The following is a 20087-nucleotide window of genomic DNA, read 5'->3' as shown; positions in this document are numbered from 1 at the left end:
GGCCTATGAGTGTAAATTCAGAACAAATTCAATCGGACTTTATTCAATTCGCGCTTGAGGCAAAAGTATTGTCCTTTGGCGAGTTTAAAACGAAGGCTGGGCGACTGTCCCCCTATTTTTTTAATGCCGGACTCTTTAATGATGGTGCACATCTGGGAAGGCTAGGTGAGTTTTATGCCCAAGCACTACTGGAATCCAAAATTGATTTTGATATGCTCTTTGGGCCCGCATACAAGGGCATTACTTTGGCGGCGAGTACGGCAATCGCACTAGCGCATGCCGGTTGTAATACCCCGTTTGCCTATAACCGTAAAGAGGCCAAAGATCACGGTGAAGGCGGAACCCTGATTGGTGCTCCAGTTTGTGGTCGGGTTGTCATTATTGATGATGTGATTTCAGCGGGCACCTCGGTGCGTGAGTCGGTTGATTTAATTGAACGGGCCGGTGCCAAGCCCTGCGCGGTATTAATTGCGCTCGATCGCATGGAAAAATCAGGAGACGCAGTCAACATTGGCCAATATTCTGCGGTACAAAGTGTCGGGCAAGAATTTGGTTTACCAGTAATTGCAATCGCTAATTTGGATAGCTTAATGCGTTATTTACAGCAATCAAATGATCAGCAATTACAAACACATCTACCCGCAGTTCAAAATTACCGCGCTCGATACGGAATTTAAAGCGTATTTAAATCAATTTCGCCCTGATACACGGTTTGAGTGGGTCCGCGCATCAAAACAGGGGCATGGGGATTCTGAAAGCCATCCCACAAAATTTCGAGCTCCCCGCCACGGGTGCTTACCTTCACGGGGGAATCTAGCAGTCCGCGTCGAATGCCCGATACTGCTGCAGCACACGCTCCGGTGCCGCACGATAGGGTCTCGCCTACCCCACGTTCATAAACTCGTAATCGAATTGAATGGCGATCAATCACCTGCATGAAGCCAGCGTTGACTCGATTTGGAAAAGCAGGGTGTGACTCAATGAGAGCACCATCCGTTAATACTGGTGCGCTATCAATATCTTCGACCACTTGAACGGCATGAGGGTTACCCATTGATACAGCAGCAATCCAATCGGCATGTGCACCGCTATTGCGGCTAAGTGGAAGCGCATAAAGAGTTTCGTGTAATTCTTGTTTGCTTGTAAGGCCCGAGGGATCAAATGGAATATCGTGAGGGGCAAAGACGGGGCTGCCCATATCAACTTCTACATATCCGTTCGTTAAGCGTTTAAGCGTTAGAAGACCATTGCGCACCTCAACCCGGATTTGGTCTTTAGTGCTGAGGCCTTCTTCATGAACAAAGCGAACAAAGCATCTCGAACCATTGCCGCATTGCTCCACTTCACCGCCGTCTGCATTCAAGATGCGGTATTTAAAATCAACATCCGGCAGGTTACTTTGCTCCACGAGCAAGATTTGATCGGCCCCGATACCAAGTTGGCGATGTGCTAGCTTGCGCCAAATGCTTGGGGTAATCGATCGAATGTCTTGGCGAGTCGCGTCAATCACAATAAAGTCATTGCCGGCGCCATGCATTTTGGTAAAACGTAATCGACTCATAACATGCGTTCAATGTATGTGACTAATCATACAAGCTTATCTCCCCTGGAGGGCGATATTTGAAGCGCTTATGAACCCAATAGTATTCAGCAGGCCGTTTACGAATTTCTTCTTCAAAGTATTGATTTAACCGAGCAGTGTCAGACACCGGATCATCGCTTGGAAAATTGGGTAGCGCTTCATGGATTTTGCAAATGTATTTACTCTTATCCGCATTCAGTGTTGTGATCATCAAACAAACTTCTGCATTGCATGCTTTTGCTAGACGCGATATTGCAGTGATTGTATTGGTTGGTATGCCAAAAAAGGGTACAAAAACCGAGTCTTTAGGACCAAGATCAATATCGGGGGCAATGACGACAAAATTACCTTTACGAATTTCTCGAATTAAGTCAAAAAGTCTATTTTGTCGATTAATAGACTTCGCGCCGAAGCGATTACGCCATTCAATAATTTTTTGATTGAAAAATGGGTTCTTCATATTTTGATAAAAGCCAGCACCTCGCTGCCAGCCATTTTTTTCCCCAAGGGCGGAGAGCGCCATGAATCCACATTCAAAGCCGACAAAGTGGGGGATCACCAAAATCCGAGGTTTGTTATCTCCCAAAGGAATTTCGGTCTCAATGTCGACCATCGAGAAAATTTGTTCTGCACTGCCAAGCCAAACACGGCTGCGCTCAATCACTGCACGACCCAATAGGCGCCAGTGCTCATTAGCTAAGGTTTGTAGTTGATCGGTGGCGAGATTTGGAAAACACAGTTCTAAATTACGAAGAACAACATATTTACGTTGGTGAGGCAGTCGCCCAAATAGTGATCCGAGGCCGTACCCAATTTGAACGGTCCATGCGTAGGGCAGGAAAGCAAAAAGCTTAAGAATGCTCAGGCCAATGTAATTGAGGAGGGTATGTAGCCAGCTCATCGAGTGATTAGTCTTGGGGCGGAAGCTCGGCGCCCTCGGGGTGTTTATAACGGTTGTACGACCAAATAAATTGCTCTGGAGCCTCAAGAATAACTGCTTCAATCGCCTCGTTCATTTGAGTGGCCGCCTGATAGGGATCTTCTGAAAATGCCTTTAGGCGTTGCGCTTTAATGATCCAGCCTTGGCCAAGCGATTTGCGAATGGCTGAAAACAAGATGACAGGGGTTTGATTGCGATTCGCTAAGCGAGCGGGCAGTGGGGTCGTATAGGCATAGCGATTAAAAAACTTTACCCACACCCCATCACCGCCACTGGGCACTTGATCTGGGAGAATGCCAATTGCCTCACCCTCTTGAAGGGCTTTGACCATTTTTCGCACTCCTTGCAGATTGGTGGGTACAAAGTGCATATTGGGATAGGCGCGTTGCTCTTCGATCAGATGATTTAACCATTCTTGACGGGCCGGCCGATACAAGATGGTGGCCGGGAAATGACTGGCCAATATGCGAGGGATGATTTCAAAGCCGCCAAGATGGGGTGTGAGCATCACCAAGCCCTTACCCTCTTGAACCGCTTGATCGACTGGGCTCCAGTCTTGAATGTGAGCGCGTGAAAGTGCTTTTTGGGGGTTATGCCAGATCCAAAGGCTGTCGATAAAAAGCATGCCAGAGGCTGCAGCCGCTTTCCATGGATGAGTTGTCTTGCCATGAAGTTGCATCGCATGGCGATAGTTTTCTTGAAATAAGCCACGAAAATGAGAGGAAAAGGCATAGGCCATCATTCCGCCCAAGCCACCCAGAATCTGAGCCAAACTCAAGGGGAGACTGGCGATACCTTTTAGAATGAAATTCAAAGCCCACTGTGACATTTCCTAATGATATTCAATTCACTATGCGATTTGGTGGCCAGTCCATAGATGCGATAGAATTTAGTTATTCGCCGAGTTAAAGACAACTTGCGGGGCGAATTAAAAAAATCTGCTAAAGCGTCGCCGTTGTATTCCCCGGCACGTGGTGTTGTCAGTGCTTAATTAAATGGAGAATAGAATGGCTAATGATTATTTCTTTACCTCAGAATCGGTTTCTGAGGGACATCCCGATAAAGTTGCAGACCAAATCTCAGATTCAATCTTAGATGCGATCTTGGCACAAGATCCAAAGGCACGTGTTGCCGCTGAGACACTTTGCAATACTGGCTTAGTAGTTCTCGCTGGTGAAATTACCACCAATGCTAATGTTGATTACATTCAAGTCGCACGCAATACCCTGCGCGAGATTGGCTATGACAACACTGAATACGGCATCGATTACAAAGGCTGCGCAGTTTTGGTGGCTTATGACAAACAAAGCCCAGACATTGCGCAAGGTGTTGATAAAGCGCACGATGATGGCTTAGATCAAGGTGCAGGCGATCAAGGATTAATGTTTGGTTATGCCTGCGATGAGACCCCTGAGTTAATGCCCCTTCCAATTTATTTGTCGCACCGTCTAGTCGAGCGCCAATCTCAATTGCGTCGCGATGGGCGTCTAAATTGGCTACGCCCCGATGCAAAATCCCAAGTGACCTTGCGCTATGTCGATGGAAAGCCTGACTCGATTGATACGGTAGTGCTATCGACACAGCATGCTGCGGATATTCCTTTGGAGAAATTACGTGAAGCGGTGATTGAAGAAATTATCAAACCCGTTTTACCTAAGCATTTAATCAAGGGCGATATTAAATATTTAGTAAACCCAACCGGTCGTTTTGTGATTGGCGGCCCCCAAGGCGATTGCGGTCTCACCGGACGCAAAATTATTGTGGATACTTACGGTGGCGCAGCTCCTCACGGTGGCGGTGCATTTTCTGGGAAAGATCCATCCAAGGTGGATCGATCGGCTGCCTACGCTGGCCGCTATGTAGCTAAGAATGTAGTCGCTGCAGGTCTGGCCAGTAAATGCCTCATTCAGATCTCGTATGCGATTGGTGTGGCACGTCCTACATCGGTCATGGTTAGCACCTTTGGTACTGGCAAGATTGCGGATGAGCAGATTGCAAAACTTGTATCTGAGCATTTTGATCTGCGTCCGAAGGGTATTGTGAAAATGCTTGATCTCTTGCGGCCTATTTATAAAAAGACCGCTGCATATGGCCATTTTGGCCGCGAGGAGCCGGAATTCACATGGGAGCGCAAGGACAAGGCGGCTGCTTTGAAGGCTGCCGCAGGCCTCTAGTCCAAAATTGATTACAATTTAGGCAATTCCTTCAAGGAGCGTTGCAAGGGGCGCATCGTCGCCCCCCAGGCTTGAAGGGGAGTTACTTAGTAACTTCATTGCAACTGCGCTCGCTAACCCGAATGCTGGCGGTTAGCGAGTCACTATTGGCTCCGCTGGCGTTCTTTAGCTGGAGCTATTCATGAATACCGTTGCTGATTTAAAGTTAAATGGCGATTTTGCAATTGCCGATATTGGCTTAGCCGACTTTGGCCGTAAAGAAATCAAAATTGCTGAAACCGAGATGCCTGGTTTGATGGCGATTCGTGAAGAGTTTGCCGCCAAGCAGCCATTGCGCGGCGCGCGCATCACCGGATCGCTACACATGACCATTCAAACTGCGGTTCTGATTGAAACGCTTGAGGCCTTGGGTGCCGAAGTGCGCTGGGCATCATGCAATATTTTTTCAACACAAGACCATGCTGCTGCCGCGATCGCTGCGAATGGAACCCCAGTATTTGCGATTAAAGGTGAGACCCTCGAGCAGTATTGGGATTTCACTCATAAGATCTTTGAGTGGGCCGATGGTGGATACAGCAATATGATCTTGGATGACGGTGGTGACGCAACCCTGTTGCTACACCTAGGCAGTAAGGCTGAAAAAGACCAAGCCGTTCTGAACCATCCAACGAGCGAAGAGGAACGTATTCTCTTTGCGGCGATTAAGAGTAAATTGGCGATCGATCCAACATGGTACTCAACTCGGTTAGCGAAGATTAACGGCGTTACCGAAGAAACCACAACGGGTGTGCATCGTCTTTATCAAATGCACGCCAAAGGCGAATTGCATTTCCCAGCCATTAACGTCAATGACTCAGTTACTAAGAGCAAATTTGATAATTTGTACGGCTGCCGCGAATCCTTAGTCGATGCGATCAAGCGCGCAACTGACGTGATGATTGCCGGCAAAATTGCTGTTGTCGCTGGCTATGGTGATGTGGGTAAAGGCTCAGCTCAAGCATTGCGAGCTCTCTCAGCTCAAGTATGGGTTACAGAGGTTGATCCAATCTGTGCGCTTCAGGCCGCGATGGAAGGATATCGCGTAGTCACAATGGAGTATGCTGCCGATAAAGCCGATATTTTTGTGACCGCGACCGGCAATTACCATGTCATCACACACGATCACATGAAGAAGATGAAAGACCAGGCGATTGTGTGCAATATCGGTCACTTTGATAACGAAATTGATATTGCTAGTATTGAAAAATACCAATGGGAAGAAATTAAGCCACAGGTTGATCACGTGATCTTCCCAGCAGCCAATGGCCTTCCAGAAAAGCGTCTCATTATTTTGGCCAAGGGCCGCTTAGTGAACTTGGGCTGCGGCACTGGACACCCCTCATATGTCATGAGTTCTTCGTTTGCTAATCAAGTGATTGCGCAGATTGAGCTCTGGGGTGCGGCAGGGACGAATAAATATCCTGTTGGGGTCTATACCTTGCCTAAGCATTTAGATGAAAAGGTTGCTCGTTTGCAATTGAAGAAGTTGAACGCACAGTTAACGGAGCTTTCGGATCAACAAGCGGCTTACATTGGCGTTAAGAAAGAAGGCCCATTTAAGCCCGAAACTTATCGTTATTAAAAAGCTAAAGGGTTTGCTATGGAATTAAGCGTCGAGTTCTTCCCCCCCAAAACCCCGGAGGGGGAGGCACGCTTGTTGCAAACGCGAGAGCGAATCACAGCGGCACTGCAGCCCGCCTTTTATTCGGTGACTTTTGGTGCGGGTGGTTCGACTCAATCGGGAACTTTGCAGACCGTTGAGGCAATTCATCGGGCGGGGGAGGTGGTAGCTCCTCATTTATCGTGTGTGGGTAGCTCTAAGGAATTAATTGGGAAACTTCTTGCACAATACAAGGCCTTGGGCATCAAACGAATTGTGGCCTTACGTGGTGATTTACCTTCTGGCATGGGGCAATACGGTGAGCTGCAGCATGCCAATCAGTTAGTGGAATTTATTCGCCAAGAGACCGGTGACTGGTTTCATATTGAGGTAGCCGCTTATCCCGAGACCCATCCGCAGGCGCAGTCGCCCAGCAAGGATGTCGCCTACTTTGCCCAAAAAATTAAGGCGGGCGCTAACTCAGCAATTACCCAATACTTTTTTAACAGCGATGCGTATTTTCGGTTTGTAGATGACGCTTATCAATTAGGTGTTGATGTACCTGTGGTTGCAGGCATTATGCCGATTACCAGTAGTACCCAATTGCTACGTTTTTCAGATGCATGCGGCGCAGAAATACCGCGCTGGATTCGTCTGCGTCTTTTGGCATACGGCGATGACAGCGCTTCGATTAAAGCCTTTGGCGAGGATGTGGTGAGCGCATTGTGCGAGCAACTTATCGTTGCTGGAGTGCCTGGACTACATTTTTACTCGCTAAACCAAGCAGAGCCCGTGATTCGTATTGCTCAGAATCTACAATTGGACCAAGCATCTAAGACTTAATCGAGCTTCGATAGATACCAGAGTTTGTGACCACCAAATCAAGCGCCTGATCATGAACCTCGGGGGTCCAGCGATCAAGATCTAGTGCCTGCCAGTCAAATGCGATGCCAATCGTTGTGAATCGATGCCCCGCCTGCTTCAAAGAAGCAATGGTACGATCAAAATAACCTCCTCCATAGCCAAGCCGCCAGTATTGGTTCTGATAATTGAGCCACCCAACACAGGGAATCAGGATGCAGTCGGGGGTCTTACTTTCCACACCGCTTGCAGTCGGATCGGGTTCCGCAATCCCATAGGTATTGAGAATCAGGGGGTCAGAGTCCGACCAGGTATAAAAGCTTAATTGCCGATCGGGTCTAACTTTGGGTAATAGGAGGTATCGATTCGGGTTTGAGGATCGCCATTCACGCAGGGGCTCGCGTAGATCAAGTTCGTCACGATAAGGCCAGCAAAATGCAATGGATTGATATGCCCCTGCTTCTTGAAGTAGAAATTGACTGAAATACGATAAAAAATGGGCATGTGCAGGATCAAATTCGGGGGATTGAGCAAATGATGCGCGCCGCCTCAAAAGATCCTGTCGAATTTGATGAATAGGGGTATGCATAGCACTTATTATCGGGTGAAAATAACAAAATGACCCAAAATTTTGCTTTTATGCCAAAACCTCCGATCAAGCATCTTCTTCTTTTTGCAATCCTAGTACTTTGCTTGGGAGGCTGGGAAAGTGGCTTTGCTAAAAAGCCAAATCTCAACAAATCTTCCCAAGGTCAGCCAACTCCTTTTGAGATCACAGAAGCTGATAAATTATTTATTGAGCTACGCGATGCTGCACGGCGTAATGATGTACCAAAAACCCAACAGCTCTCAGCGCAATTAAGTAACTATCCGGATACGGATTATGTGAGGTATTTTCGAATCAAACCCCAAATGTTTGATAGGGGAAATGAGGCGCGGGCAGATTCCTCGGTCGACGAAGAGGTTGGGGCTTTTCTAAAAACCTATGAGGGGACTGCGATTGGTGATCGCATGCGTAACGATTGGCTACTAGTTCTTGGCAAGCGAAAAGATTGGACCCAATTTGATCGAGAGTATCCAAAGTTTGTTTTGGATGACGATACGAATGTGAAGTGTTATGCGCTTCATTCACGGCTGATAAAGCAAGAGGACGCAAAGCGTGTTGGTCAAGATACACTCAAAATCATGGTTGATCCTCGCCAGTTTGGGTCTGCTTGCCAAGAGTTGGTGCCTGCATTAGTCCAGGCAAATGGTCTATCCAACTCTCAGGCAAGAGCGCTTGGTCGCGCTGCTGCTGAAATGAATTTTGAAACCGCAGGGCGACGCATCGGTGGAGAAGACCCAATTGCTAGCATAGTGCGTAGCGCAAGAGCAGACTCAACTAAAACGTATCGTGACTTCTTGCAAACTAGCTTGCGCTATAGCAAAGAAGATCAAGCGATGGCATGGGGTGTGATTGGGCAATTTTTAGCAAAACGCTTAGATCGCAACGCACACGATGCCTATCGGCGTCAACAGCAATTGGGCTTTAATTCCTTACTATCCGCAGAAACTCAGGAATGGAAAGTTCGTACGGCTTTACGGGCTCACGATTGGCAGCTGGTGCGCGAGTCGATTGAGTCCATGAATCCGGTCGTTCGCGAACGCGATCCAGCTTGGACTTATTGGTACGGCAGATCATTAAAAGAGTTGGGCGATCCCGAGAAAGCCAATGTGCAGTTTCAGTTGCTGGAAGACCAATTTAATTTTTATGGACAGTTAGCCCGCGAGGAGTTGGGTAAGCCTATTGTGATTCCGCCCAAAGTGAAAGTTAGCGACGGGGAAATTAAGGAGATGGGTAAGCGCCCTGGGTTTACTCGGGCTGAGCGTTTTTACGCCATGAATCTTCGCTTTGAAGGAAATCGTGAATGGAACTGGGAGTTACGTGGCATGAGCGATCGCCAGTTATTAGCCGCTGCAGAATATGCCAAACGCATCCATTTATATGATCGTACGGTCAATACAGCCGATCGTACCAAAGGCGAGCATGATTTTGCCCTGCGTTATCCAACTCCCTTTAAAGATCAACTCAGTCCAATTGCTAAAAACATCGACTTGAACTTAGCCTGGGCTTATGGTTTGATCCGTCAAGAGTCTCGGTTCATTACCAACGCCTCATCATCAGTGGGCGCTTCGGGTTTGATGCAGGTGATGCCCAATACCGCCAAGTATGTTGCTAAGAAAATCGGTATGAATTCCTATACCAATGAACGTCTCAAAGAAACGCAAACAAATTTGACCTTGGGAAGCCATTACTTAAATATGGTTTTAAAAGACCTTGATGACTCTTGGGTATTGGCGTCTGCCGCCTACAATGCCGGCCCATCACGGCCAAAATCGTGGCGAGAGAGATTAAACCAATCCACTGAAGGAGCAATTTTTGTGGAATCGATTCCCTTTAATGAGACACGTACTTATGTGAAGAATGTACTCGCCAATGCGAGCTACTATTCACTTTTAATGGATGGACAAACCACTCCCATGAAACAACGCCTGGGAGTGATTGCTCCTAAAACTGCCGTATTGAGTGAACTACCATGAAACATGACATTTTATTAATTGGCGGGAGCGGCTTTGTTGGCAAGGCGATTAGCCAGAAGCTGCAAAGTAAAGGCTACTCCGTATTGATTCCATCGCGGCGTTATAGCGCTATGCGAGACCTACGACTATTACCTAGTGTGACCTTAGTTGAAGCAGATGTAAATCAGCCTGGGGTTATTGAACGATTGTGCGGACACGTAAAGCCACACGGAGCGGTTATCAACCTAGTTGGTATCTTGCAAGATCAAGTAGCAAAACCATATGGCCCTGGTTTTAAAAGAGCTCATGTGGATTTACCTCAGATGATCATTGAGGCCATGAAAGCCAAACAGCTCAGACGCTATTTGCACATGAGCGCTTTGGGTGCCGACTCGAATGGCCCTTCCATGTATCAACGCAGTAAGGGCGACGGTGAAAATCGGGTGCTAGCCAGCGGTTTAGATTGGACCATTTTTAGACCATCGGTCATTTTTGGAGAGCATGATCAGTTCATTAATACATTTGCTAATCTAGCGAAGGTATTCCCAGTGATTCCATTGGCATATTCACATGCCAAGTTTCAGCCGGTAAGCGTAAACGATGTTGCCAGTGCATTTGTCATGGCATTAACTCACCCTAATACCATTCATCAGACCTATGATTTGGTCGGTCCTGAAGTGTTCACGATGAAACAATTGGTTGAATTTGCGGCTCGCAAAGCGGGTAAGGATCGTCTCATTGTTTCATTGCCAAATTGGGTTGGATACCTTCAGGCATTGGCATTTGAGTTTGGCCCAGGCCCCACTTTAATGTCCCGTGACAATATTGCCTCCATGAGTATCCCCAATATATTGCCTGCGGGTGGAAAAGACGCTTTGGTTGATGAGTTTAGGATTGCCAAACAGCGTATTGAGAGTTTGCTGACTTGAAGATTTATCAAGTCGGCGGGGCAGTACGGGACCGTTTGCTTGGAAGAGCGGTTCATGATGTCGATTACGTGGTGGTTGGCGGAACTGCCGATGAAATGATGCAAAAAGGATTTCGGCCGGTGGGGAGTCATTTCCCAGTATTTTTGCATCCCACCACCAATGCAGAATACGCACTAGCTAGGACGGAGCGCAAGACAGCGCCGGGTCACCAGGGCTTTACTTTTCATGCAGATCCAAGCGTGACCCTAGAGGAGGATCTGCAACGGCGCGACTTGACCATCAATGCCATGGCCGAAGCAGTCAATGATGTCGGTGAGCCGGTCGGAGAGATCGTTGATCCCTATGGCGGTCAGGTTGATCTGAGGGCGGGCATATTGCGACATGTCTCAAATGCCTTTTTAGAGGACCCTTTAAGGGTATTACGCGTTGCCCGATTTGCAGCACGTTTTCCAGATTTTCATATCGCGCCCGAGACACTCGTTCTCATGGGGCGAATGGTTCGCACGCGTGAGTTAGAAACCTTATCAAAGGAGCGCATCTGGCAAGAGCTAGCGCGTGCCATGGAAGAAACAGATCCACTCCGCTTTATCGAAACACTTAATCAGTGCAATGCCCTATCGGATGTATTGCCAGCTAGCTTTGAGAAACAGTGGCATCAGGAAGCTGCTCAAAAGAGCATTCGGCATTCAATGCATTTAGTTGTCGCGGCGCGCCCCGAGCTAAATCAGCGTATCGCCTGTTTATTAAGAACCATTCCTCCAGCCGAAATCCAGGAGTGGGCTCGTGGGTCGAAGGTGCCAAATGAGATTGCCGAATATTGCCAGATTGCGGCGGATTTTGAGTCAGTGCACTCCAAATTAATTCCAATCGATATTCTGGCATTTTTTAATCGGGCTGACTTATGGAGAAAGCCTCACCGTATCATGGAACTACTTAGTCTTTTTGAGGTGCTAGGGATTGATATAGCAGTTTGGCAAAAGCTGGTTAGCAAATTGATAGGTATTGATGCCGGACAAATTGCGAAGTCTGTAAGCCAACGCTCAGATGTCAATGAGTTAGGTAAAGCAATTCATACGGAGCTTGAGAGGGTGCGCCTCTTCACCATTCAAGAAGCGCTGTCTTAATAAACTCGGTTACGGCCCCCAAAGCCGGGGAGTGCATAGAGATCCAAATCAAGAGCTTTTAGGTGTTTACCGAAAGCCAATACTTTGAAGAGCTCTCCCATTTCAGCTTCTGAAATTAATTTCTGTATTCCATTCGATATAGCGATCATCTGCTGGGGGTCACTTGGATCGGATTGCTGCAATACTAAATCGGTAATGCCAGCATCCAACAAGTACGATGCTTGGCTAGAAAAAAATGACTGTACATTTTCTTTGTTCTCTATTGAATGCAAAAGCTTCGAGAAATTGATGTGGCAGGTGATATCCGAGATACCGGGTAAGGCTAGCACATTGCTTAGCGCTTGATGATGGAAGTGCGCCATGAGTGTGCCGGTATTTCGTTGGGGGTGGTAATACTCCTGCTGGTGAAAGCCGTAGTCAATTATCAGCAATAAACCCTCATCGAGCCGATCAATCACTTTTGCAAACCAAGCCTCGGCCTGAGGGTGGATTTCAGTCATATACCCATTGCTAGCGCAGTTGATCAATGGTTGGACCTCTAGTTTTTCTCCGGGTACAGATATAAGAAATTGATCAGGCTCTGTTCCAAGCCCAACCCCAGCATAGTGCCAAGCATGGTCTTGATACACAATACGTTCACAGGGAATTGCATCGAGTACTTCATTGGCCAGAACGACGCCATGAAAAGAAGGCAATACCTCTGAATGCCACTGACAATGCGTTTCAATCCCATGACTGCGACATGTGTCTAGCAGTAATTTTTGTTGACGTTCAGTTAAATTCGGTGACACATCAATGATGTGATATTCATCGAGCTTAAAGCCGCGTCGGTGCAGATCCAATAGGATCGTCTTGGCAAGCTGCCCTGTCCCCGCGCCGATTTCAATGATGCGGGTCTGTTGCCCCTGCTTTCTTAATCCTTCTAGTACGGGCAGAATCGTATTAACAATGGTTTGGCCAAAAAATGGGCTGATTTCTGGAGCGGTTATGAAATCACCAGAGCGTCCAAATTTTTCTAGGGCGCTGGTGTAGTAACCCAGGCTAGGCTGATACAGGGCGAGCTCCATGTAGCGTGAAAAGGGGATCCAACCACCCTTTTCCTGAATTTCTTGGGAAATTTTGGTTAGGATGGCCTCTAAATGTTCCGCTTGCGCCCGTGTCAGGTTAATATCCATAGCTCGCTAGTCTAAGTGAGTTTTTTCTACAGCACATGAAAACAATGGCAGATCGGACAGTTTTGGTCACCGGCGCAGCCAAGCGCCTTGGTCGAGAAATCGCCCTGTATTTTGCTCGCGAAGGCTGGAATGTCATTGTTCATTATGGCCAATCTACCCAAGAGGCAAAAGCCGTGGTTGCTGAGATTCATGGATTGGGAGTCAAAGCAATTGCTGTGCAGGCAAACCTATCGCGTCCCGCAGAGACCGAATCTCTAATCCAAAAAAGTATTGACCAATTCTCGAGGATCGATTGTTTGGTTAATAGTGCCGCGATTTTTGAATACGATCGGCCTAGCCAGGACGATTATCTGGTGAGTGCGAACTTAATTGAGCGCCATGCCCAAATTAATCTTGCAGCCCCAATTCTGATGGCTCAAGCAATGTTTCATCATCTTAAGACTCAGCCAATCAGCAAAGACTTTGTTCCCGCAACCATTCAATTATTAGATCAAAAGTTAATCAATTTAAATCCGGATTATTTTTCGTATACGCTTTCTAAAAGTGCCTTATTAACCGCTACCGAAATGATGGCTCGCGATTTCGCCCCATATATGCGCTCTGTTGGTTTGGCCCCAGGGATTACCTTGCCATCGGGTGATCAAAATCAATCCGAGTTTGAGAAAGCCCACCAAGCTACTCCGCTGGGGCAATCATCTACCGCACAGGATATTGCGAGCGCCGCATTTTTCTTAGCCAATGCTAAGTCGATTACGGGGACTGCGCTATATGTTGATGGCGGACAACATTTACTTGCATCCGATCGGGATGTGATGTTCAAAATTAAATAACAGCTTCTATGCACTCATTACTATCTCATCCAAGCCTGATTCATTGTCGACGTCTCTTTTTGAAAGACTACGAGGTTTATATCAATATTGGCGTTCATGATTTTGAGAAGCGCGCTGAGCAGAGGGTGATCTTCAATGTCGAGATTTATGTTCCCCTGGAACTAAATACCCCGAAGCAAGATCTTTTAGAAGAGGTACTTGATTATGATTTCATTCGAAAGACCATCGTAGAGCGCGTTAAACGCGGCCATATTCATTTACAAGAAACCCTCTGCGATGAGATCGTGGCAGCAATTCTTGAGCATCCAAATGTGATGGCGGTACGAGTTAGTACTGCAAAGCCCGATATCTATCCGGATTGTGAAGCGGTTGGTGTTGAAGTCTTTAAGATGAAGCAAGCATCTGACTAATGGGAGCCGCCGATGGTAGACCCTCGTAAGCAAGCATTTGAAGAGAATAAGCTAGATAAAAAACTATGTCGCCTGGTTGGTCAAGCGATCGGTGATTTTGGCATGATTGCCGATGGTGATAAGGTGATGGTGTGTCTGTCTGGCGGTAAGGATAGCTATACCTTACTTGATATTTTATTGAAGTTACGTGAGCGGGCGCCGATTTCATTTGATCTGGTTGCTGTGAACTTAGATCAAAAACAACCTAACTTTCCCAGTGACACGCTACCTAATTATTTACGCGAACTCAATATCCCTTTTCATATTGAAGAGCAAGATACCTATAGCATTGTGAAGCGGGTGATTCCTGAGGGGAAAACAACCTGCGGATTATGTTCTCGTTTACGTCGTGGGATTTTGTATCGAGTTGCCGATGAGCTGGGGGCAACTAAGATCGCATTAGGTCACCACCGCGATGACATCTTAGAAACATTGCTACTCAATATGTTTTATGGAGGCAAGTTAAAAGCAATGCCGCCTAAATTGCGCTCTGATGATGGACGTCATTTGGTCATTCGGCCTTTAGCGTATGTTCCTGAAAAATTAATCGAGCGCTATGCACAATCGATGCAGTTTCCAATCATTCCTTGTGATTTATGTGGCAGTCAGCCCAATTTGCAAAGGGCTGCCATGAAAAAATTACTACGGGAGTGGGAGAAGGAGTTTCCTGGTCGGATTGAAAACCTGTTTCGTTCCTTACATCACATTGTTCCATCTCACCTTTTAGACCAAGACGCTTTTGATTTTCAGAATCTATCTATTCACTCGGATTTGACCCATTTCGTTAAATCGTATGAGGGTGATCGTGCAATCGATGAGGGTATTGATGTGTGTGTCGCAACAGAGCCCGCTTGGTCATCGCTAACCTGGATCCATAAAGACTAAAGTACGTCCATCTGCATCACTAGCTTGCTTCTAAGACCTATAATTAATCCCATGAATATCGTCATCTTGGCTGCTGGGCAAGGCAAGCGTATGAAATCCGCTTTGCCAAAGGTATTGCAGCCTCTAGCGGGAAAACCGTTACTACAGCATGTGCTTGAAACCGCATTAGCGCTTGTGCCCAAGGCCCAGCCGCTTGTTGTGATTGGGCATGGTGCACAACAGGTTCAAACATTCTTAGGCCATTTAGCTGATTTTGATCAGCGCTTTAATAAGGTCAAGACCGTTTTGCAAAAAGAGCAAAAAGGAACGGGCCATGCACTATTGCAAGCTTTGCCAAAATTAAATCCTGCGTTGCCCACACTCGTGTTGTATGGCGATGTACCCCTATGTTCTAAAGAAACCTTAAATAAGCTTGCCCGCTTAAGCGATGGAGCAGTTGGTTTACTAACTCACCGCATGCAAAATCCATTTGGTTATGGTCGTATTGTGCGCGACCTTGATGGCAATGTGCAAGCCATTGTTGAGGAAAGGGATGCTAATTCGACCATTCGCTCGATTTCAGAAATTAATACCGGCATCATGGTTTTGCCCACTAAGCAATTGGGCAAGTGGCTTAAAGGGATTAAAGCTAAAAATGCGCAAGGTGAATATTACTTAACGGATGTCATCGCCATGGCGGTTAAGGCGGGTGTGCCAGTGCGATCTGCCCAAGCGATCGATGATTATGAGATTCTGGGGGTAAACGACCGCATACAATTAGCGGAGTTAGAGCGCGTGTTGCAGCGTCAGATCGCTCAAGCGCTTTTAGAGAATGGTGTCACGCTTTTTGATCCTAATCGAATCGATGTTCGCGGTGAGTTGCGCTGTGGCAAGGATGTATGGATTGATGTCGGTTGTGTTTTTGAAGGAATCGTAACCCTAGCTGATCAGGTTCGCATCGGACCCTATTGCGTCTTAAAAGATACGAACATTGGAGAGGGCACCACGATCGAAGCATTTAGCCATCTTGACGGCGCTAGGATTGGCCCTGCTAATCGAATAGGACCCTATGCACGGATTCGGCCGGGCGCTGAATTGGCAAGCGATGTTCATATTGGCAATTTTGTAGAAGTTAAAAATAGCAAAATTGCATCACAGAGCAAAGCCAATCACTTAGCGTATGTGGGTGATTCGATTGTTGGATCACGCGTCAACATTGGCGCAGGCACGATTACTTGCAATTACGATGGAGTTAATAAGCACCAAACAGTGATTGAAGACGATGTATTTATTGGCTCGGATACGCAGTTGGTTGCCCCTGTAAAGGTAGGCAAAGGCGCCACGCTAGGTGCAGGCACTACACTCACTAAGGATGCACCTGCAGGAAAATTAACTGTATCGCGGGCAAAGCAAATTTCGATTGAATGGCAACGTCCCACGAAATTGAAAAGTGCGTCGCCAAAAACAAAAAAGATTGCTCGAAAGTAAATCCTTTTTATGTGTGGAATCGTTGGGGCAGTTGCCAAAACAAATGTAGTCGATACCCTAATCGAGGGATTGCGACGCTTAGAGTATCGTGGGTATGATTCCTGCGGATTCGCCGTGATTGATAGTCAGCAACCGGGTCATCCGATCGAGCGAGCTAGAACTACTGCGCGTGTGGCTGATTTGGCAAAGCAAGCACAGGAGTTTTGTGGTCAGGTTGGGATCGCGCACACGCGTTGGGCGACGCATGGCAGACCCGATACGCATAATGCGCACCCACATATTTCGAATGGTCAAATAGCGGTTGTGCATAACGGCATCATTGAAAATTATGAAGTATTGCGCGATCAGCTAAAAGCATCTGGCTATGTGTTTGAATCGGAAACTGATACCGAGGTCATTGCCCATTTAGTTCATCAGGAATTTATTAAGCTTGCTAAGCCAGATCTAAAGAACGCAGTTGCGCAAGCGATCGAACAATTAAAAGGTGCTTATGCGATTGCCGTCATTGCTCAAGCCGAGCCCCATCTCTTAGTGGGCGCTCGTGCCGGCTCACCGCTCATTATTGCAATCGGTGATGATGGCCACTACTTATCTTCAGATGCGCTTGCTTTAGCCGGTAAGGCCAAAACTATGGCTTATTTAGAAGAGGGCGATCTGGTTGCTATGACTATTAATGGATTTGAGGTTTGGGATCGAACCGGTCAGGCGATGAAGCGTGAAATTACACCGATGCCCGTTCAGGCGCAAGCAGTTGAATTGGGGCCCTATCAGCACTTCATGCAAAAGGAGATATTTGAGCAAGCCCGTGCGGTCTCCGACACGATTGCTAATATTGCTGAACTGGGCCCGGCTTTATTTGCAGCGGATCCGCAAGAATGGCAGGAATTTGATCAGGTATTGATCCTTGCCTGCGGAACAAGTTATTACTCAGCCTGCGTCGCTAAATATTGGTTTGAAGACATTGCAAAGATTCCGACGCAGGTTGAAATTGCTAGCGAATACCGGTATCGACAATCGATTCCAAATCCAAGAACCTTGATTGTGGTTGTCTCCCAATCTGGAGAAACAGCAGACACCTTAGCCGCCTTACGTCATGCCAAAGAGCTAGGTCACCCACTAAGCTTATCAATTTGCAATGTAGCGTCGAGCGCGATGGTGCGAGAAACGAAATGGCACTTTTTGACACACGCCGGTACTGAAGTTGGAGTAGCATCTACTAAGGCCTTCACTACTCAATTAGTTGCTCTTTACCTGTTGGCTAATGCGATTGCCAAACGCTCGGGGCATTTATCACTTCTGGCCGAGAAGAAAGTATTCGATGATTTGCGCCATTTGCCACAAGCCATTCATGCTGTATTGGCATTAGAGCCACAAATCATTGCCTGGAGCCAGGCATTCGCGAATTGTCAAAATGCGCTTTTCTTAGGGCGCGGCTTGCATTTCCCGATCGCACTTGAGGGCGCCCTAAAGTTAAAAGAGATTTCTTATATCCATGCGGAAGCTTATCCAGCTGGTGAGCTCAAGCACGGACCGCTTGCTTTGGTGACTGAGGCGATGCCGGTTGTCACCGTAGCGCCCAATGATGTATTACTCGAAAAGCTGAAATCAAATATGCAAGAGGTCAAAGCCCGTGGTGGCCGCCTTTATGTCTTTGCTGATCAGGGTACGGAAATTAAAAGTGAAGATGGTATTCAGGTGATTCGCTTACCAGAGCATTACGGTAATTTATCCCCGCTATTACACGTTATTCCGCTCCAGCTCTTGGCTTATCACACCGCAGTAGCCCTTGGTACAGATGTTGATAAACCACGTAATTTAGCTAAAAGCGTTACGGTCGAGTAATTCATCCAAAACTAAGCTCGTTGTGGTCAAATAATAGGTGTGAAGAGCCTTTTCGATTTTCAATCTTCTCTTTGTCATTCCATTTCGCTAAATCCACTCAAGCATGGCTTTAGTCTTTTGGTTTGCCTTGGCTTAACGGCCTGCGCTGTGGGTCCAGACTTTAAAAAACCCGATGCTCCAAAAGTTGCTTCTTATACAGAAAAACCCGTTTCCTCAGAGTTGGCAACTGCACCAAGTATTGGTGGAACAAAACAGTCCTTAGATCCTGCTGCTGATATTCCAGCGGAGTGGTGGTCTCTGTATCGTTCCCCTGAATTAGATGCACTCATCAAGCAAGCTTTAAAGCGGAATCCAACCCTAGCCTCAGCTGATGCAACTTTGCGAGCTGCTCAAGAGAATGCGAACGCAGCCTTTGGATCTTTATTGTTTCCAAGTATTGGTTTGGGAGCATCAGCAACGCGCCAACAAATTACGCCGTCGACCTTTGGGCTCAGCTCAGGCAATCCAAACATATTCAATCTTTACAATACCTCGGTTTCCGTAAATTACAACTTGGATGTATTTGGAGGGGCGCGACGTGCCGTGCAGAGCGCCCAGGCTCAAGCAGAAATCACCGGATTTCAATTAGAAGGTGCTTACCTAAGTTTGACAGCCAATATTGTCACGACGGCAATTCGCGAGGCTGCACTTCGTGCTCAATATCAATCCAATTTAGAGATCTACGAGTCCCAGAAAAATCTGGCTGATCTAATTAGTAAGCAGTTAGAAATAGGAACAGCATCGCGCGTTGATCTAACTTCACAGGTTTCGCTTGCAGCCAGCTCACAAATTGATTTATTGAATATTGATAAGAATCTTTCGTTCACCCGAAATCAATTGGCAGTTTATGTGGGCGATTTTCCTGGTAATGCACAGTTGGCTAAGTTTGATCTGGCTAAATTGAACCTACCGGAGCGCATCCCACTTTCAATCCCATCGGATCTGGTTCGTCAACGTCCTGATATTCGTGCCGCTGAGGCGTATATCAAGTCAACGAATGCGCTAGTAGGTGTTGCAACTGCTAACCTCTTGCCTCAGATTACCTTAAGTGGTGCGATGGGCTCGCAGGCTTTGACGACTGGCGCCTTATTTGGACCAAATGCTGCTATTTGGTCTGTGGCTGGCGGGGTATTTCAGCCTTTATTTCAAGGGGGTGCATTGCTAGCTCAACGGCGTGGCGCTATTGCAACCTATGAGGCTGCAGTATTTCAGTATCAAGCAACGGTATTGAATGCATTTCAAGAAGTAGCAAATGCGCTGCAAGCCCTTGAGAGTGACGCTCTTGCACTGCGGGCTGCTTCAGAGGCAGAGCGCAATGCCTTGGAGTACCTCAATTTATTAGAGCAGCAATATAAACTCGGCACCGGTAGTTATCTTGCAGTATTAATTGCTCAGCGACAATATCAGCAAACCAAATTTCGCTTAATTGATGTGCAAGCAAGTCGGTTTGCGAATACTGCCGCATTATTTGCTGCACTGGGTGGTGGCTGGTGGAATCGCAGTGGCCCCGCTTTTCAGGCCCAAGCCAGTGAGCAAGTTAATCCGCCTAAACAAAGTCATTAAGAGATCGATTCATGAATCTAGTTCATCAA

The 20087-nt window shown here is 47.0% G+C and carries 17 protein-coding genes, 1 pseudogene and 1 riboswitch; of the genes and pseudogenes, 13 read left to right on the top strand and 5 right to left on the bottom strand.

Going from position 1 to position 20087, the window contains the following annotated elements; translation table 11 throughout:
- Positions 1 to 5: 5 nt before the first annotated feature.
- Positions 6 to 677: an orotate phosphoribosyltransferase gene (pyrE, locus tag QUE62_RS08855; RefSeq protein ID WP_286223671.1), complete on the top strand. Its 672-nt coding sequence runs from the start codon at positions 6 to 8 to the stop codon at positions 675 to 677.
- On the opposite strand, the gene dapF is transcribed toward pyrE, so the two are convergent.
- From dapF to QUE62_RS08840, 3 genes are read right to left on the bottom strand one after another with little or no spacing between them, the layout of a single operon-like run.
- Positions 674 to 1561 carry a diaminopimelate epimerase gene (dapF, locus tag QUE62_RS08850; RefSeq protein ID WP_286261602.1) on the bottom strand — a complete coding sequence of 296 codons (888 nt, stop codon included), beginning with the start codon at positions 1559 to 1561 and terminating at the stop codon, positions 674 to 676. The genes pyrE and dapF overlap by 4 nt on opposite strands.
- Positions 1562 to 1583: 22 nt before the next feature.
- Positions 1584 to 2483: an LpxL/LpxP family acyltransferase gene (locus tag QUE62_RS08845; RefSeq protein ID WP_286261600.1), complete on the bottom strand. Its 900-nt coding sequence runs from the start codon at positions 2481 to 2483 to the stop codon at positions 1584 to 1586.
- A 7-nt stretch (positions 2484 to 2490) separates the two neighbouring features.
- Positions 2491 to 3351 carry a lysophospholipid acyltransferase family protein gene (locus QUE62_RS08840; RefSeq protein WP_286261598.1) on the bottom strand — a complete coding sequence of 287 codons (861 nt, stop codon included), beginning with the start codon at positions 3349 to 3351 and terminating at the stop codon, positions 2491 to 2493.
- A 178-nt stretch (positions 3352 to 3529) separates the two neighbouring features.
- Here QUE62_RS08840 and metK point away from each other — a divergent pair, with 178 nt between their 5' ends.
- The 3 genes from metK to metF all read left to right on the top strand — a co-directional run bounded on the left by metK (position 3530) and on the right by metF (position 7178).
- On the top strand, positions 3530 to 4696 hold the full coding sequence (metK, locus tag QUE62_RS08835; RefSeq protein WP_286226777.1) for a methionine adenosyltransferase: 1167 nt from the start codon (positions 3530 to 3532) through the stop codon (positions 4694 to 4696).
- Positions 4697 to 4723: 27 nt separating this feature from the next.
- Positions 4724 to 4815, top strand: a riboswitch (S-adenosyl-L-homocysteine riboswitch).
- A gap of 62 nt (positions 4816 to 4877) precedes the next feature.
- Entirely contained in the window at positions 4878 to 6317 is a 1440-nt protein-coding gene (gene ahcY, locus QUE62_RS08830; protein WP_286223666.1) for an adenosylhomocysteinase, read from the top strand.
- A gap of 18 nt (positions 6318 to 6335) precedes the next feature.
- Positions 6336 to 7178, top strand: a complete 843-nt coding sequence (gene metF, locus QUE62_RS08825) for a methylenetetrahydrofolate reductase [NAD(P)H] (protein ID WP_286225372.1) — start codon at positions 6336 to 6338, stop codon at positions 7176 to 7178.
- Here the strand turns inward: metF and QUE62_RS08820 are convergent.
- Positions 7168 to 7785, bottom strand: coding sequence for a 5-formyltetrahydrofolate cyclo-ligase (locus QUE62_RS08820; protein WP_286223664.1), 618 nt, complete (start codon positions 7783 to 7785; stop codon positions 7168 to 7170). The two genes, metF and QUE62_RS08820, sit on opposite strands and share 11 nt — an antisense overlap.
- Before the next feature lie 29 nt (positions 7786 to 7814).
- On the opposite strand from QUE62_RS08820, the gene QUE62_RS08815 reads away from it, so the two are divergent.
- The 3 genes and pseudogenes from QUE62_RS08815 to QUE62_RS09140 form a co-directional block, all read left to right on the top strand.
- A complete protein-coding gene (locus QUE62_RS08815; protein WP_286261596.1) occupies positions 7815 to 9776 on the top strand; it encodes a lytic transglycosylase domain-containing protein in 1962 nt (653 codons plus the stop codon).
- Complete coding sequence (locus QUE62_RS08810; RefSeq protein ID WP_286261595.1) at positions 9773 to 10684, top strand: complex I NDUFA9 subunit family protein; 912 nt, start codon at positions 9773 to 9775, stop codon at positions 10682 to 10684. Before QUE62_RS08815 ends, QUE62_RS08810 begins: the two co-directional genes overlap by 4 nt.
- Positions 10681 to 11316, top strand: a pseudogene (locus tag QUE62_RS09140) (hypothetical protein); the annotation flags it as partial. The gene QUE62_RS08810 and the pseudogene QUE62_RS09140, both read left to right, overlap by 4 nt.
- 488 nt (positions 11317 to 11804) lie before the next feature.
- Here the strand turns inward: QUE62_RS09140 and QUE62_RS08800 are convergent.
- Complete coding sequence (locus QUE62_RS08800) at positions 11805 to 12983, bottom strand: class I SAM-dependent methyltransferase (protein ID WP_286226775.1); 1179 nt, start codon at positions 12981 to 12983, stop codon at positions 11805 to 11807.
- A 35-nt stretch (positions 12984 to 13018) separates the two neighbouring features.
- Here QUE62_RS08800 and QUE62_RS08795 point away from each other — a divergent pair, with 35 nt between their 5' ends.
- From QUE62_RS08795 to QUE62_RS08770, 6 genes are read left to right on the top strand one after another with little or no spacing between them, the layout of a single operon-like run.
- A complete protein-coding gene (locus QUE62_RS08795) occupies positions 13019 to 13813 on the top strand; it encodes an SDR family oxidoreductase (RefSeq protein WP_286261590.1) in 795 nt (264 codons plus the stop codon).
- 8 nt (positions 13814 to 13821) lie between these two features.
- Positions 13822 to 14223, top strand: a complete 402-nt coding sequence (locus tag QUE62_RS08790) for a dihydroneopterin aldolase (protein WP_286261589.1) — start codon at positions 13822 to 13824, stop codon at positions 14221 to 14223.
- Positions 14224 to 14235: 12 nt separating this feature from the next.
- A complete protein-coding gene (gene ttcA, locus QUE62_RS08785) occupies positions 14236 to 15147 on the top strand; it encodes a tRNA 2-thiocytidine(32) synthetase TtcA (RefSeq protein ID WP_286223657.1) in 912 nt (303 codons plus the stop codon).
- 51 nt (positions 15148 to 15198) lie between these two features.
- Positions 15199 to 16614 carry a bifunctional UDP-N-acetylglucosamine diphosphorylase/glucosamine-1-phosphate N-acetyltransferase GlmU gene (gene glmU / locus QUE62_RS08780; protein ID WP_286223656.1) on the top strand — a complete coding sequence of 472 codons (1416 nt, stop codon included), beginning with the start codon at positions 15199 to 15201 and terminating at the stop codon, positions 16612 to 16614.
- A 9-nt stretch (positions 16615 to 16623) separates the two neighbouring features.
- Entirely contained in the window at positions 16624 to 18456 is a 1833-nt protein-coding gene (glmS, locus tag QUE62_RS08775; protein WP_286261587.1) for a glutamine--fructose-6-phosphate transaminase (isomerizing), read from the top strand.
- 39 nt (positions 18457 to 18495) lie between these two features.
- On the top strand, positions 18496 to 20058 hold the full coding sequence (locus QUE62_RS08770) for an efflux transporter outer membrane subunit (RefSeq protein ID WP_286261585.1): 1563 nt from the start codon (positions 18496 to 18498) through the stop codon (positions 20056 to 20058).
- Positions 20059 to 20087: the final 29 nt, after the last annotated feature.

The sequence above is a fragment of the Polynucleobacter sp. HIN9 genome (assembly GCF_030297635.1).
Taxonomy (GTDB): Bacteria; Pseudomonadota; Gammaproteobacteria; order Burkholderiales; family Burkholderiaceae; genus Polynucleobacter.
The sequence above is the reverse complement of the archived record's forward strand: the minus strand, read 5'-3'. Positions and strand labels throughout refer to the sequence as shown.